The organism is Streptomyces sp., from assembly GCF_050698815.1.
Taxonomy (GTDB): domain Bacteria; phylum Actinomycetota; class Actinomycetes; order Streptomycetales; family Streptomycetaceae; genus Streptomyces.
The window spans coordinates 16,346-28,505 of the sequence record NZ_JBOHCV010000428.1; the positions used below are offsets into that span (position 1 = coordinate 16,346).

Annotated in this window: 10 protein-coding genes; 5 read left to right on the top strand and 5 right to left on the bottom strand. The window is 71.1% G+C overall.

Annotation, left to right across the window (positions count from 1 at the left end; genetic code table 11):
• Positions 1 to 42: 42 nt before the first annotated feature.
• The 3 genes from ACRDP3_RS15540 to ACRDP3_RS15550 all read right to left on the bottom strand — a co-directional run bounded on the left by ACRDP3_RS15540 (position 43) and on the right by ACRDP3_RS15550 (position 4,494).
• Positions 43 to 1,743 carry a DUF1996 domain-containing protein gene (locus tag ACRDP3_RS15540; RefSeq protein WP_431517534.1) on the bottom strand — a complete coding sequence of 567 codons (1,701 nt, stop codon included), beginning with the start codon at positions 1,741 to 1,743 and terminating at the stop codon, positions 43 to 45.
• Between the two features lie 15 nt (positions 1,744 to 1,758).
• Positions 1,759 to 2,409, bottom strand: a complete 651-nt coding sequence (locus tag ACRDP3_RS15545) for a DUF4142 domain-containing protein (RefSeq protein ID WP_431517535.1) — start codon at positions 2,407 to 2,409, stop codon at positions 1,759 to 1,761.
• Between the two features lie 174 nt (positions 2,410 to 2,583).
• The gene (locus ACRDP3_RS15550; protein WP_431517536.1) at positions 2,584 to 4,494 is read right to left on the bottom strand and encodes an AMP-dependent synthetase/ligase; all 1,911 of its coding nucleotides are present in this window, start codon (positions 4,492 to 4,494) and stop codon (positions 2,584 to 2,586) included.
• A 318-nt stretch (positions 4,495 to 4,812) separates the two neighbouring features.
• Between ACRDP3_RS15550 and ACRDP3_RS15555 the strand changes: the two genes are divergently transcribed.
• Positions 4,813 to 5,616, top strand: coding sequence for an SDR family NAD(P)-dependent oxidoreductase (locus tag ACRDP3_RS15555; protein ID WP_431517537.1), 804 nt, complete (start codon positions 4,813 to 4,815; stop codon positions 5,614 to 5,616).
• 16 nt (positions 5,617 to 5,632) lie between these two features.
• Here ACRDP3_RS15555 and ACRDP3_RS15560 read toward each other — a convergent pair whose 3' ends face one another.
• Entirely contained in the window at positions 5,633 to 6,055 is a 423-nt protein-coding gene (locus tag ACRDP3_RS15560; RefSeq protein WP_431517538.1) for a putative glycolipid-binding domain-containing protein, read from the bottom strand.
• 15 nt (positions 6,056 to 6,070) lie between these two features.
• Positions 6,071 to 6,214 carry a hypothetical protein gene (locus ACRDP3_RS15565; RefSeq protein ID WP_431517539.1) on the bottom strand — a complete coding sequence of 48 codons (144 nt, stop codon included), beginning with the start codon at positions 6,212 to 6,214 and terminating at the stop codon, positions 6,071 to 6,073.
• 188 nt (positions 6,215 to 6,402) lie between these two features.
• Here ACRDP3_RS15565 and ACRDP3_RS15570 point away from each other — a divergent pair, with 188 nt between their 5' ends.
• From ACRDP3_RS15570 to ACRDP3_RS15585, 4 genes are all read left to right on the top strand, one after another.
• Positions 6,403 to 7,854 (top strand): FAD-linked oxidase C-terminal domain-containing protein, encoded by a 1,452-nt coding sequence (locus tag ACRDP3_RS15570; RefSeq protein WP_431517540.1) that lies wholly within the window; start codon positions 6,403 to 6,405, stop codon positions 7,852 to 7,854.
• Between the two features lie 6 nt (positions 7,855 to 7,860).
• The gene (locus tag ACRDP3_RS15575) at positions 7,861 to 9,057 is read left to right on the top strand and encodes an FAD-binding oxidoreductase (protein WP_431517541.1); all 1,197 of its coding nucleotides are present in this window, start codon (positions 7,861 to 7,863) and stop codon (positions 9,055 to 9,057) included.
• 53 nt (positions 9,058 to 9,110) lie between these two features.
• On the top strand, positions 9,111 to 10,466 hold the full coding sequence (locus ACRDP3_RS15580; RefSeq protein ID WP_431517542.1) for a (Fe-S)-binding protein: 1,356 nt from the start codon (positions 9,111 to 9,113) through the stop codon (positions 10,464 to 10,466).
• A 73-nt stretch (positions 10,467 to 10,539) separates the two neighbouring features.
• On the top strand, positions 10,540 to 12,160 hold a 1,621-nt coding region (locus ACRDP3_RS15585), incomplete at its 3' end, for an L-lactate permease (protein ID WP_431517543.1).

The following is a 12,160-nucleotide window of genomic DNA, read 5'->3' on the forward strand; positions in this document are numbered from 1 at the left end:
GGGGCCGGAGGCATGGAACGGGCCCCGCGGGGGAATCGGGCGTCAGCCGCACTCGCGGCCCTCGTTGATGCAGCTCACCGCCTCGTCCATCAGGTCGGTCGGCATGACGTTGATGAAGTCACCGTGATCGGTGACGGGCTTGTGCAGCTGCTCGGGGAAGCTGTCCAGCGCGAACGGGGTGTCCGCGTTCGCGGCCTTGTCGAGCGGCACGTCGTAGCTGATCTTCTGCTCCAGCTGCGGGATCGCCTGGAAGCCGTCCGGGCAGGAACCGTCCTCCTCGGCGAAGGCCACGTGATCGCGGTGGTTGCCGCTGTCGGTGTTCTGGCCGTCCCAGCAGCTCTGGAACTTCAGGCTGCGTATCGTCTTGCTGCCCTCGGGGCAGATCGGGTACTTGTCCGTCAGCTGACGGTCCTCGAAGCCCTCGCAGCTCCAGGAGGCGTTCGCGTTCGCGGTGCCGTTGGTGAACGACTTGGCGTCACCGGTGATGATGCGCAGGAATTCCGGCATCGCGACCACGTCGCCCGAGGCGCTGCCCGTGAAGGTGAGCTCCGCGGAGGCGGGCTTCAGGATGGTTCCGACGTTGCCGTCCGCGGCACCACCGTCGCCGCCCTCGCCCGGCTCGTCACCCTCGCCGCCGCCCTGGCCCTGGTCCGCGCCCTGGTCGGCTCCTTGGTCCGCGCCCTGATCGGCGCCTTGATCTGCGCCTTGATCGGCGCCTTGATCTGCTCCTTGGTCGGCGCCTTGGTCGGCGCCTTGGTCGGCGCCCTGGTCCGCGCCCTGATCGGCGCCCTGGTCCGCACCTTGGTCGGCGCCCTGGTCGTCACCCGGCGGCTGTTCACTGGGCTGTTCGCCGGGCTCCTCGCCCTGGCCCTGCCAGTCGCCCGTCTCACCCTGAGCGTTCATGCTGTGCATCGCGGTGTTCTGCTGCTCCCCGCCGACCTCGCCGTCGAGCGACCGCAGCACCGGCCAGTAGTGCGTGGACAGGTCCCCGTTGTCACAGGTCGTGTCCGCCGCGGCGAGGCTTTCGTCGCTGGAGAAACCGTCGGTGGAGAGGTTGCCCACGTAGTCGTGCACGTGGTGGGCGCCGTTGCTGACTCCGGGTGCCGCGATCACGTTGTCGGAGTTGAAGTGGCCTTCCTCGTTGGTGCCGCATTTCGTGCTGAAGCTGCCGGTCGAGCCGCCCTCCTGCTCCTGCGGCGCGTTCGGCTCGACGGTCTTGATGTCGACGAAGTCCTCCGGAACCGGCCCGGTCGGCTGCTGACCCTGGCCGCCGTCGCCCTCCTCGCCCTCAGCCTTCTGCTCCACCGGCTGGGCGTCCTTGTCCTGCATCATCTTGCAGCCGGCCATCGACTCCAGCTCGGCGGGCGCCTTGGCACCCTCCTCCTCGACGGCGTCCGCGATCCCGCGGATGGTCTCGCCGCGCTGCTGCTGCAGCTTCCCGAGAACATCCTCGGAGCTGGCCTGCTTCGACGACCACTGGCCGTACGCGTCCATGACCTGACGGTCCAGGGTAGCGACCCCCCTGCCCACCTCGGCCTTGGCCGCCTCGGGCACCTCACCCATGGCGAGGCTCACGTCAGGACAGTCGATGGTCTGCACGGGCTGTGCCTGCGCCCCCTCGTCCCCGGCGTTGGCGTTGGCGGCGATCGCAGCGGCTCCGCCGCCGGCGAGCACCAGTGCCGAGACGATCGCGATGGTCTTCCTGCTCGCTGTGCGCGTGCGTTTATGGCTCTGTTGTCTCATGCGACTTCACTCCACTCAGTTCACGTCGTTCAGCGCGTCGAAGTCCACGAGTCCCGTGTCCTCCAGGACGGTGATGTGGTCGAGGACGACGGCGTTGGCCCGGGTCGCCAGTGCCCGCACCATCGAGTTGCGGGTCTGGTCCCGTACGAGGCCGACGAGGGTGAACACCGCGCCGTGTGCCTGGCGCAGCAGGTTGACCGAGCGCCTGTCGAATTCGTCGCCCCGGGCCTCGTAGATCTGCTCCAGCCAGTCGCGCTGCTTTCCGGTCGGCTGATTGCCCAGCTCGATGTCGAGTGCACGGCCGGCCTTGACGGCCAGCCGGTCCAACTCCGTGTGGCCGTCGACGAGATGGTTGCCCGCGCGACGCACGGAGGCCCGTCCGCCGCGCTCCTGAGCCGACCGTCCCGCCGGAAGCTCCCAGAGACCGGCCAGTCGTACTTTGCGTACGAAGTCCCGGTCCAGTGAGGAGAGCGGTCCGTATTTCGTGCTCCTGATCCCGCCACCGTCGTCCAGCCAGCCCTGCCGGGCCGCGGCCACGGTCCGGTTGCCATCGAACAGGTAAACGGGCAGCAACAGCGCGGCGAGCGTCGCCGCGAGCGAAAACACGACCAGCAGGGTGCCGATCGCACGCCCGGACGCTAGAGCCTGGCTGATGGCCGACCGCATGCGCCCTCCTCTCGCACTCGTCTTCGAAGTGCGACGGACGCTAATGCCGTGTGTGAGGGTGTGGTCGAGGGTTCGTCACGACCTGACAAGAACCGGTGCCTGGCCCCGCGTCGCTGCTACATTGCTGGACCACGCCTGCCGTGCCCGATGTGGCCCGGCCGCCCGGGAGCGCGCTCAGTGCGCGTAGAGCTCTTCGATCTCGGCCGCGTACATCCGCGTGATCGCATCCCGCCGAAGTTTCAGTGACGGTGTCATCAGGCCGTCCGCCACGCTGAACTCCTCCGCCAGGATGCGGAAGGCGCGGATCGACTCGGCACGCGAGACCACGCTGTTGGCCGCCGCCACCGCCCGTCCGATCTCCCGCTCCAGCTCTTCCGCGGGCGTACCGCCGGCGCCCTGCTGCGCTCTCCTGTCACCCCTGTCCTGGTGCTGGTGTGGTGGGTCCTGGTACTGCCCCTGCTCCTGTGCCAGCTGCCAGTACTGCAGCACTTCGGGGTCCAGGGTGACCAGGGCGGCGATGAACGGACGGTTGTCACCCACCACCAGTGCCTGGGAGATGAGCGGGTGGGCGCGCAGCCGGGCCTCCAGCAGCAGCGGGGCCACGCTCCGGCCGCCGCTGGTGATGATGACGTCCTTCTTACGGCCGGTGATGACCAGATAGCCGTCGTCGAGGTAACCCACGTCGCCGGTCCCGAGCCAGCCGTCCCGCAGCGTTTCCCCGTTCTCCTGCCGGTCGTCGGCCTCCGCGCTTTCCTTTTCCCGGCTCTCGGCGTAGCCGGGGAAGACCATCGGGCCGCGTACCCAGACCTCGCCGTCGCGGGCGATGTGCACGGCCGCACCCGGCATCGGACGCCCCACCGTGCCGAACCGCGGCCGGCCCGGCGGCTGCGCCGTGACCGCGCCCGTGGTCTCGGTCAGCCCGTAGCCGTCGTAGACGGTGATCCCGGCGCCGGCCATCACCAGCCCCAGCTCACGGCTGAGAGTCGAGCCGGCCGAGACCACCCTGCGGGTACGGCCCCCCAGCACCTCCCGCACCCGCCGGTACACCAGCCGGTCATAGACCGCGTGCCGCGCCCGCAGCCCCGTGCCCGGCCCCGGCCCGGTGCCCAGCGTCTGCGTCTCCACGGACTCCGCGTACCGGGCGGCGGTGTCCATGGCCCGGTCGAACAGCTCGCCGCGGTCAAGTTCCAGAGCACGGATGCGGGCCCGCGCGTAGAGCGCCTCGAAGACGTACGGCACCGCGAACAGACACGTCGGACGGAACGAGGCGAGGGCGGGCAGCAACTCGCGTGTGGCCATCTCCGGCTGATGCCCGAGCAGGTATCCGCCGCGCACGCACAGCACCGTGACCATCAGCCCGTAGACATGACCGATCGGCAGAAAGGCCAGGATGGCGGGCTGTTGGCCCGGTTCCCCCATCAGCCCGCCCCAGCCCGCGATCAGGGTGTCGCACTCCGCGGCCAGGTTGGCGTGCGTGATGACGCAGCCACGGGGACGTCCGGTGGTGCCGGAGGTGTAGATGAGCGCCGCCGGCGCGTCCGGTGTGACCGCCCAGCGGTGCCGGTGCACCTCTGAGTACGTCACGCCGCGGCCCGCCTCGGTCAGCCACCCCACGCAGCCCGCGTCCAGCTGCCAGATGTGGCGCAGCTCCGGGAGCCCGCCGCACACCGAGCCCACCGACATCGCGTGGTCCTCGTGCTCGACGACGATGGCGAACGCACCGGAGGTGCCCAGCGCCCAGCGCACCTGCTCCGGCGAGGACGTCGGATAGAGGGGTACGACCTGCGCGCCGACCGACCACAGGGCGAAGCTGAACAGCGTCCACTCGTAGCGGGTACGCGACATCACCGCGACCCGGTCACCGAACCGCACGCCCTGCGCGAGCAGCCCCTTCGCCAGCCCCACCACCTGGTCGTGGAAGGCCGCCGCCGACATCTCGCGCCATGGCCCCGAACTGCCGTCGGGGCTCTCCCTGCGCGCCAGCTGCGGCAACCCCGGCTCGCGCGCCGCCGTCTCGTACACCGAGTCGGCCAGGCCGCCGGAGCGCAGCGGCTCCACCAGCGGTGGAAGGCTGTAATCCCGCAACAGCGCACCGCCCTTACCCGGTCTGCGATCCGGCCACGACAGTCAGTGACCGGAGGCTGAAAATTACCCCGCAGCGCACCAGGCTGACTAGGGGGATAAGGGGCACCTCGTGTACGGAATCCGGGGAGGCCGTGTGAGCGAAGCGCCCCCCACCTGAGCCCTCGCATCCGGCGGCCCCGCCAGCGCGGAGAGGCCGCGGTAACGTCAACTGTCGGTGACCGACGCGTGCTGACGCCTCTTCACCCCGCAACGGCGTGGTGCGGCAGTTGCGCGGCGATGGCCTGATTCTCTGGCGTCACGCGACCCGGAGGACCGAAAGTGCTGCTGCAGGAGAAGAACGCCGTCATCTACGGCGCGGCCGGAGCCATCGGCACCGCGGTGGCCAGGGCGTTCGCCCGTGAAGGGGCGAGGCTCTTCCTCGCGGGGCGCACCCTGGGAACGCTCGGCGCACTGGCCAGGGAGATCAACTCAGCCGGGGGCGCGGCGGACACGGCTCAGGTCGACGCCCTGGACCCGCGAGCCGTCCGGGAGCACGCCGACGCCGTGGCCGGGAAGGCGGGAAGCATCGATGTCTCCTTCAACGCCGTCGGGGTCGACCACGTCCAGGGAAGGCCGCTCACGGAGCTGTCGCCCGAGGACTTCAGCCTCCCGATCGCGACCCATACGACGACGCAGTTCCTCACCGCCACGGCGGCGGCACGGCACATGATGAGGCAGCGATCCGGTGTGATCCTGCCGCTGTCGGCCACGGCGGCGCGCGTCACCCATCCCTCGGACGGCTTCGGAGTCGCGTGCGCGGCCGTCGAAGCCTTCTCCCGGCTGCTGGCCGGTGAAGTCGGGCCGTACGGCGTCCGGGTGCTCTGCCTGCGGCCGGACGCCATCCCCGAGACGGCACGGCTCGGTTCGCACACCAGGCAGGTCTGGGGCCGGGCCGCCGAGCATCTGGGCACGACGCTCGAACAGCTCCTTCAGGACGACGGCCTCGGCGTTCCCGGATCCCTGCTGCGGCGCAATCCGTCACTGGAGGACGTCGCGAACGTGGCCGCCTTCATGGCTTCGGACCGGGCCGGCGGCATGACGGCGACGGTCGCCAACATCAGCTGCGGCTCCGTCGTCGACTAGCTGGAGACCTGAGGCGTCAGGTGACGCGCGTGGCGATTCCCGGATAGGCCAGCGCGAGGCCGGAGTTGTCGTAGACGAGGCGGCAGGCGAAGTCGAAGACGGGTGCGGCGTAGTCGTAGTGCTGCTGCCCGGCCTCGTCGGTGACGCGCTCGTAGGTCTGCTCGAGCCGTTCGACGGCGAGGTCCGCCGCACGGACGTAGGCGGCGGGGGCTTCGGCGCGAGCGCCGGCCGCCAACCGCATCCGGCGCACAGGGAAGGCGTTCGTCATCGCGGAGGACTCCAGGTCGGCATCGCGGCAACCGTCCAGGTGCGCTGCGGCCTCGCCGTCGATCCGCCAGTGTCCGGCGCCGTCGGCCGTCAGTGTCGTCGTGCGGGAACCCGCGGCGGACCGGCCCGAAATGCGCGCGCCGCGGGTGGTCCAGCTGCGATCGGCTTCCACCGTGTAGTCGACGATTCACGTATGGCCGTCCTCGACCGCGGTCGTGCAGCCGTCGATACGCCAGCCGTCGTCGACGCTGTGGAAGTACACGACCTCGAACCCCGAGCGGGCCTCGACGTGCTGCCAGGCAGCGGTCCGCGGCGGATCACGAAAGTCCATCCACCCACTCTCGCGCAGTCGGCCGCGGACATGTGCGTCAACACCGGGTGGAACATAGATGCAACGAAGGGTTGACCCATAGATGCAAGGCACCTAGGTTCCGTCTCGCGGTCCTTGAATTCCGGACTCTGGAATTCGCTGAAACTGCCGTTCCGCCAACGGATCAACGGGTCAGGAGGCACGGTGCCATGATCGACACCGCACTGCGCCGCGAGTTCGAAGCCGCGCTCGGAGCCGACGCCGTACTCTCCGATCCCCTCCAGCTGCGGACCTACGAGTGTGACGGCCTGACCGGCTTCCGTGAAGTCCCCGCCCTCGTCCTGTTGCCCCGCAGCACCGAAGAAGTGGCCGCCGCCGTGGCGCTGTGCGCCGGGGCGGGGCTGCCGTTCGTCGCACGGGGCGCCGGAACGGGGCTGTCCGGGGGCGCCGTACCGGTCGCCCGGGGAGTGGTCATCTCCACCGCCCGGATGCGGCGTGTCATCGAGTTCGACCCCGAGGACCGCCGCATGGTCCTCGAACCGGGCGTCACCAACGCCGAGATATCCCGTATCGCCGCGCCGCACGGCCTCTACTACGCACCGGACCCCTCCAGCCAGGTGGTATGCACCATCGGCGGCAACGTCGCCGAGAACTCCGGCGGCGCCCACTGTGTGAAGTACGGGTTCACCGTGCACCACGTCCAGGCCCTGCGGGTGGTGCTGCCGGACGGCACGACAGCCGACCTCGGCGGCGACGCCCCGGAGAGCGCGGGACCGGACCTGCGCGGCCTGTTCATCGGCTCCGAGGGCACTCTGGGCATCACCACCGAGATCACCGTCCGCCTGCTGCGCACTCCGCAGAGCGTACGGACGCTCGTCGCCGACTTCCCCACGGTGGAGCAGGCCGGGGGCGCCGTCAGCGGGATCATGGCGTCCGGCATCGTGCCCGCGGCCGTGGAGATGCTGGACTCGCTGGCGATCGAGGCGTGCGAAGCCGCCGTCCACGCCGGGTACAGCCCCGAGGCGACCGCGGCCCTCGTCGTCGAACTGGACGGCATGGAAGCGGAATGCGACGAGCAGTTCGAGAGCGTCGTCGCCCTCTGCCGCGAACACGGCACCACGAACATACGCATCGCCGCGGACGCCCGGGAGCGGGCGCTCATCTGGCAGGGACGCAAGGCGGCGTTCGCCGCGGTGGGACGGATCAGCCCCGACTACTTCGTCCAGGACGGCGTCGTCCCCCGTACCCGGCTGGCCGAGGCGCTGACCCGCATCGCCGACATGTCGCGCGCCGAAGGGCTGCGCGTGGCCAACGTCTTCCACGCGGGCGACGGCAACCTCCACCCCTTGGTGCTCTTCGACGAGCAGGCGGGAGAGGCGGAGCAGGCGGAACGCCTGTCACGTGAGATCGCCGAGATGTGCGTGGAGCTGGGCGGTTCGCTCAGCGGCGAGCACGGCATCGGCCTGGACAAGGCCTGCTCCATGCCGCTCATGTTCGGAGAGACCGATCTGGCCGCCATGGCGCGGCTGCGGACGGCCTTCGACCCGGCCGGACTGGCCAACCCCGGCAAGGTCCTGCCCACCCCACGGCTGTGCGGCGAACGCCCGGGCCGTTACCGGCCGCACCCGCTGGAGGCGGCCGGCGTGATCGAAAGGTGGTGACCACGGGTGCCCGATGAGTCTCCGACCACGCTGCGCCCGGCGACGGTACGGCCCACGAGCCTGGCCGAGACCGCCGCAGCGGTGGAGGCGGCGGCCGCGGAGCAGCGGTCGCTGCTGTTCACGGGCGCCGGGACGGCGCTGAGCTGGGGCGCCCCGGTGACCGGAACCGACGTCGTGCTGGAGACCACCGGCCTGGACCGCCTGGTCGGCCACGCCGCCGAGGACTGGACGGTCTCGGTGGAGGCCGGCATGCCGCTCTCCCGGCTCCAGCAGCTGCTGGCCCCTTCCGGTCAGTGGCTGCCGCTCGACCCGCCGACCGAGCGCGCGGGCGCGACCCTCGGCGGACTGCTGGCCGGCGGCGACACCGGACCCCGGCGCCTGAAGTACGGCGGTCTGAGCGATCTGGTGATCGGCGCGACGCTGGTGCTCGCCGACGGCTCCGTCGTCCGTACGGGCAGCGGTGTCATCAAGAACGTGGCCGGCTACGACCTGGCGAAGCTGATGGCCGGCTCTCTCGGCGCCTTCGGCCTGATCGCCCGGCTCACCCTGCGCGTCCACCCGTTGCCCGAAGCGACGGCGACCCTCACGCTGGCCGTTCCGGACCCCGCGCAGGCACTCGTGACGGCCCGCGCCGCCATGCGCTCGCCGCTGGAGCCGGTCGCGGTGGAGTGGGACGGGCAGCAGCTGCTGGTCCGCTTCCACGGCACCGCCGACAGCGCCGCGGCCCGCGGCCGGCTGGCCGCCGACATCCCCGAACTGGCCGCGGCACGCGTACTCGACACCGACGCCGAACAGGCCGCCTGGGAACGGCTGTCGGGCCTGGTCCACGGCGAGGACGGCGACACCGTGCTGCGCGCCGGCACCCACCCGTCGCTGCTGCCCATCCTCCACCGCCGGCTGCGCGCCCTCGCCGAAGACGCGGGCGTCGAGGCGACGTTGGTCAGCGGCGTCGCGCAGGGCGTGCACACCCTGCGGCTGCGCGGCGGGGACGCCGGCACACACGCGGCATGCCTCACCGCCTGGCGCGAGGCCGCACACGAAGCCGGGGGCAGCGTGACGCTGCGCCGGCGCCGCGAAGGCGTCGACGCCGTGGCCGCGTCCTGGGGGCCCGCCCCGCCCACCGCCCCCGTACTGCGCTCGCTCAAGCAGCAGTTCGACCCTGACGGCCGCTGTGCCCCCGGCCGCTTCGCGCCCTGGTTCTGATCCACGCCGATCCACCCCGATCCACCCCCGTCCCCCTCCGTAGGGAGCGCCGCATGACCTCGCAGCACGGCGGAACGCCCGACGCCCCGGCCCCGACCGGAGCCTTCGACGCGCACCACCCGCCCTCCCCGGAACTCCTCTCCGACTGCGTGCACTGCGGGTTCTGCCTCCCCGCCTGCCCCACCTACACCCTGACCGGCGAGGAGATGAACTCACCGCGCGGGCGCATCTACCAGATGAAGCTCATCAGCGAGGGAGAAGCACCTCTGGACGCCGCCGCGGTGGGCCACTTCGACAACTGCCTGGGCTGCATGGCCTGCGTGCCCGCGTGCCCGTCCGGAGTGCAGTACGACCGGCTCATCGAAAGCGTCCGCCCGCAGATCGAGCGCAACTGGGCCCGTTCCCGTTCCGACCGCGTCTTCCGTGAACTGATCTTCCGTCTGTTCCCCTACCCGCGCAGGCTGCGGCCGGCCGCCGTCCTCGGCGCCCTGTACCGGCGCCTCGGCGTCCGGCGGGCGCTGGAGAGGACCGGGCTGCTGCGCCGGCTGCCCGCGCGGCTGCGCGCCCTGGAGGCACTGATGCCCGATGTACGGCTGCGCTCCGCGCTGCGCCGGACACCCGAGCACACCCCCGCCCGTACGACGGGCGCCACCTCCGACCCCGCGGCCGCCGCACGCCGCACCGTCGGCATGGTCACCGGCTGCGTGCAGCAGGTCTTCTTCGCACCGGTCAACGAGGCCACGGTGCGGGTGCTGACCGCCGAGGGGTGCGACGTCGTGGCGCCCCGCTCACAGGGCTGCTGCGGCGCGCTCAGCGAGCACGCCGGGCGCGAGGAGGAGGCCAGGGCGAGGGCGCGACGGCTCATCGACGCCTTCGAGCCGCTCGAGGTCGATGTGATCGTCATCAACGTGGCGGGCTGCGGCTCCGCGCTCAAGGAGTACGGGCGCCTGCTCGCCGAGGACCCCGACTACCGCGAACAGGCGGCGGCCTTCGCGGCCAAGATTCGCGACATCTCCGAACTGCTGGCCGAACTGACCCCGCTCGCCCCCCGCCACCCGGTGCCGGCGCGCATCGCCCACCACGACGCGTGTCACCTCGCCCACGCCCAGGGCATCCGCGAACAGCCCCGCGCCGTCCTGCGCACGGTCCCGGAACTGGAGGTGGCGGAGATCGGGGAGGCGGACATGTGCTGCGGTTCGGCAGGCGTCTACAACCTCGTTCAGCCCGAATCGGCGGAAGAGCTGGGCCGCCGCAAGGCCGCCAACGTCCGCGCCATCGCCCCCGACGCCGTGGTCACCGCCAACCCCGGCTGTCTGCTGCAGATCGCCCGCCATCTCGACAAGCCGCTGCCCGTGCTGCACCCCGTCCAGGTCATCGACGCCTCCATCCGCGGCGTCCAGCCCTGGTGAGCCGGCTCCCCAGTCCGTCTCCCCGGCCCGTACCCGTTTCCCTCCTCATCCCGTACCCGCATCCGGAGGAACCGTGTTCCAGCCCGTACTCGACCCGCTGGGCGGGTCGTTGGGGTGGTCGTCGCTCGTCGCGGCCCTGCCTCTGATCGTCTTCTTCGTGCTCCTGGGCGTGCTGCGAGTCCAGGCCGCCCTCTCCGCGCTGGCCGCGCTGGGCACCGCCATCGTCGTCGCGGTGGCCGCCTACGACATGCCCGTCGGCCTGAGCCTCAACTCCGCGGTGCTGGGCGCGCTCTTCGGGCTGTTCCCCATCATGTGGATCGTGGTCAACGCCCTGTGGGTCTATCAGATGACCGTCGACACAGGGCACTTCGAGGTGCTGCGCCGCTCGTTCAGCAAACTCTCCGACGACCAGCGCCTGCAGGCCGTCATCGTCGCCTTCTGTTTCGGTGCGCTGCTCGAAGCGCTGGCCGGGTTCGGCGCGCCCGTGGCGATCAGTTCGGTGATGCTGATCGCCCTGGGCTTCAAACCCTTCAAGGCGGCCACGGTGGCGCTGGTGGCCAACACCGCTCCCGTCGCCTTCGGGGCGATGGGCACACCGGTCATCACGCTGTCCACGCTGACGGGCCTGCCGCTGGAGGACGTCTCGGCCACCGTGGGCCGGCAGACCCCGATGCTCGCCGCGATCGTGCCCGTGCTGCTGGTCTTTCTGGTCGACGGCCGCCGCGGCGTGAAGCAGACCTGGTGGCCGGCCCTTGCCTGCGGTATCGCCTTCGCCGTGTCGCAGTTCGTCTGCTCCAACTACATCTCGGTGGAACTGACCGACGTCGTCGCCTCGCTCTTCTCCGTGAGTGTGCTCGTGCTGGTGATGCGGATGTCGAAGACGCACACGCCGGCCACGGCCACCGCGGCCGGGGACACCGCACCGGTCACCGGCCCCACGGGCACCGGTGACCGCGACGGCGGTCGTGCCGGAGGCGACGCCGCCACTCCGTCCGCCCCGGAGACCGGGCGGCCGGGCACGGACACCGACGTCCAGGACAGCCCGCGTGCCGCCTTCAACGCCTACCTGCCGTACCTCGTGATCATCGTCGTTTTCGCGGTGACCCAGATACCCGCGGTGAAGGAGGTGCTGGAGAAGGGCGCGGTCCTCTTCGACTGGCCCGGGCTGCACGTCGCCGACCCGGTCACCGGCAAGCCCGTCGCCTCCACGGTCTTCAACTTCAACTGGCTGCCCGCGACCGGCACCATGCTGCTGCTCAGCGGCGTGATCACCGCGGTCTTCCTGGCCATCACCCCGGGCGTCGCCGTCCGGGCGTACGGACGCACGCTGCACCAGTTGCGCTGGGCCATCCTCACAGTGGCCACCGTGCTGGCACTGGCCTACGTCATGAACCTGTCCGGGCAGACCTCCACCATCGGGCACGGCATCGCGGGCGCCGGAGCCGGACTGGCCTTCCTCTCCCCGGTGCTGGGCTGGCTGGGTGTCGCCGTCACCGGTTCCGACACCTCGGCGAACGCCCTGTTCGGCACGCTCCAGGTGGCAGCGGCCAAGTCCTCCGGTCTCAGTCCGGAACTCCTCGCCGCGGCCAACAGCTCCGGCGGCGTACTCGGCAAGATGATCTCCCCGCAGAACCTCGCCATCGCCGCCGCCGCGACCGGCCTCGGCGGCCGGGAACCGGAACTGCTGCGCAAGG

What these genes read in the sequence shown, in the direction of transcription:
- ACRDP3_RS15580 (WP_431517542.1), top strand. Translation starts at nt 9,111, where the DNA reads ATGACCTCGCAGCACGGCGGAACGCCCGACGCCCCGGCCCCGACCGGA.
- ACRDP3_RS15570 (WP_431517540.1), top strand. Translation starts at nt 6,403, where the DNA reads ATGATCGACACCGCACTGCGCCGCGAGTTCGAAGCCGCGCTCGGAGCC.
- ACRDP3_RS15545 (WP_431517535.1), bottom strand. Translation starts at nt 2,409, where the DNA reads ATGCGGTCGGCCATCAGCCAGGCTCTAGCGTCCGGGCGTGCGATCGGC.
- ACRDP3_RS15565 (WP_431517539.1), bottom strand. Translation starts at nt 6,214, where the DNA reads ATGGACTTTCGTGATCCGCCGCGGACCGCTGCCTGGCAGCACGTCGAG.
- ACRDP3_RS15540 (WP_431517534.1), bottom strand. Translation starts at nt 1,743, where the DNA reads ATGAGACAACAGAGCCATAAACGCACGCGCACAGCGAGCAGGAAGACC.